The 2,074-nt window shown below is 29.7% G+C and carries 4 protein-coding genes; all 4 read left to right on the forward strand.

Translation table 11 applies throughout. From position 1 onward, the window contains the following. Nucleotides 1–258 precede the first annotated feature (258 nt). The 4 genes from EO766_RS18045 (at nucleotide 259) to EO766_RS18060 (ending at nucleotide 1,943) form a co-directional block, all read left to right on the forward strand. Nucleotides 259–483 (forward strand): hypothetical protein, encoded by a 225-nt coding sequence (locus tag EO766_RS18045; RefSeq protein WP_287101771.1) that lies wholly within the window; start codon nucleotides 259–261, stop codon nucleotides 481–483. Between the two features lie 106 nt (nucleotides 484–589). Further along, a complete protein-coding gene (locus EO766_RS18050) occupies nucleotides 590–817 on the forward strand; it encodes a hypothetical protein (RefSeq protein WP_287101773.1) in 228 nt (75 codons plus the stop codon). Between the two features lie 76 nt (nucleotides 818–893). Next, nucleotides 894–1,172 (forward strand): hypothetical protein, encoded by a 279-nt coding sequence (locus tag EO766_RS18055; protein WP_287101775.1) that lies wholly within the window; start codon nucleotides 894–896, stop codon nucleotides 1,170–1,172. A gap of 15 nt (nucleotides 1,173–1,187) precedes the next feature. After that, nucleotides 1,188–1,943, forward strand: coding sequence for a hypothetical protein (locus EO766_RS18060; RefSeq protein ID WP_287101776.1), 756 nt, complete (start codon nucleotides 1,188–1,190; stop codon nucleotides 1,941–1,943). The last annotated feature ends 131 nt before the right edge of the window (nucleotides 1,944–2,074 follow it).

Here is a 2,074-nt window from a genome sequence, read left to right on the forward strand (position 1 = left end):
TCATCAATATTAGTGACAAAAGTCAAGTCCTAGAATTACGCGTTGTCATCAACGAAAGAATCGAGAATTTGGTTGAAGCTACTCGATTGGTGGAAAGAGTGAATGCAATTGATGATTCATCTCTTCCAGATTAAAGTTTGTTAAGAAAGAAACATGGGCTTCTCTCTCCCATGTTTTAACCTCAAGAGCCAAATTGGTAATTACACTCTGGGTGTGGTTAATGACAACCAATTTGGCTCTCTTTTTAGGTATATGATTATGAAAAGAATAAGAATTACATTTAATACAAAACCTAAACTACCTCATGCATTAACACATGAAATTCTTGTACCTAACGATATTGAGTTAGATTTTAGGGAAGATTTTATAAGAGACAAACTAAACCATGAATTGACAGATGTCATGACACAAGATTTAGAACATGTTAAAGTAGATCAAATCTTGTTAATGGTAGATCTAGAGAACTTTGGTACAATTGAATAATTTTTTCAATTGTCTATAATTTTTTAAAAATGTCAACTGGAAATCCCAGTTGATTATAATTAAAATAATAGTATACTATTATTTTATTTGAAAGGAGATTAATGTCATGACCAGAAAACAATTAGTTCATGCATTAGCACAATTAGTTGTTAAATCAAATCTTGAAAATTATAAAGATGTTTGTGCTGGTGCAGTTATTATGACCTCATCTGAATTTGCTGAGTTTGGAACAAATCCTGAAACAGTTACTGCTATCATTAGAGATTTGGTTGTTGAGGTATCTGAGGAAGTTGAATCTATTCAAAAATTAATAGGTCCTATTCTTTTTGATTAAATGGGTATTCCAGTTGATAAAATTGTAATATCATCTATAATATAATTTCTTTCTTAACTAATCAAACAATTATATTATGTCAACCAATCTTACACCAAAACAAAAAAAGGATCTTATCAGACAACAAACTGGTAATCCTGATCTTAAATTTACATCAACTATTGATATACTTACCAATAAACAACAATTAACATTCATTCAAGAATGTATCAAAGTCGCTATCAAAACCAATCCAGCAATGGCCAGAATAAAGGATGAATATGATTCTGAATTGGGTCAATTATTAATAGACGTGATTGATGCTACGTTGGATATGGATGATCCAGAAGCTTATATTCATGGTTTTATCATGTAATAAGAGAGAACAATTATGAAAAAACAATCATTATACCAGATTGTATACCAAAATCCTCTTGAAACATTATTTGAATATGCAACAATTGAAGATGCAATTGATGTGTTATATTCATCTGATGACATAAATGAGATGTTTGGTGAACATCTAGCCACCTATTATATGGATGTTAAATCTGAAACATTTTTCTTGATGAAAAAATCTTCATCTGAAGATATTGATGATCTTTATAGGTCTAGATACATTGTTGTTATTAATTTAGTTGAATTATCTAATCAAATTAAGAAACAACTAGAGAAACAAAAAGAAGCTGTTGTGGCTGTTAATGATCATATTAGTTTAGTAGAGTTAAATGGTTACTTCAAACCACAAGGTTTCATGTTTCGTCCATCCAGACAATATTTTGTCAAGTACAAAGCACCAAAGAAAAAATTAAAGGTGCGTGATGTTGTTTTGAGTCAGTTACGATTGCAAACAATTAATGCTATCAAACGACACATAGATAAAAAATACGGGTTGGATGTTCGATTTGTTTATTGTAGTGATAAAGAGTCACAATCCAAGATCATTCGATTAGGAATTACTTGTGGTGTTGATTGGAATACTTTAACCACACAATCTATATTTCGTTATGGATATCATAATCCAGACTTTAATCTTCAACAACTAATTGAAGAACAGTTAAAGTATTATAAAGAACCAGAGATGGTTCAACCTACTTTTGATAAATTTAAAGAATGGTATGAAGCATCGATGGTCTTTCCAGAATAAAAATTTACCCAATTTACTTTTTAAAAAATAGTAGTATAATATAATTTCTTTCTTAATAAACAAATAGGTGAATATCATGAACCAATTAGTAGAAACATCATCAAACGTATCAGCTTTGTCACAAATCAATA

It is taken from the genome of Hydrotalea sp. AMD (genome assembly GCF_004100315.1).
Classification (GTDB): Bacteria; Bacteroidota; Bacteroidia; order Chitinophagales; family Chitinophagaceae; genus Hydrotalea; species Hydrotalea flava.

Coding starts and splice junctions, on each gene's coding strand:
- EO766_RS18055 (WP_287101775.1), top strand. CDS start 894: ATGTCAACCAATCTTACACCAAAACAAAAAAAGGATCTTATCAGACAA.
- EO766_RS18050 (WP_287101773.1), top strand. CDS start 590: ATGACCAGAAAACAATTAGTTCATGCATTAGCACAATTAGTTGTTAAA.
- EO766_RS18060 (WP_287101776.1), top strand. CDS start 1,188: ATGAAAAAACAATCATTATACCAGATTGTATACCAAAATCCTCTTGAA.
- EO766_RS18045 (WP_287101771.1), top strand. CDS start 259: ATGAAAAGAATAAGAATTACATTTAATACAAAACCTAAACTACCTCAT.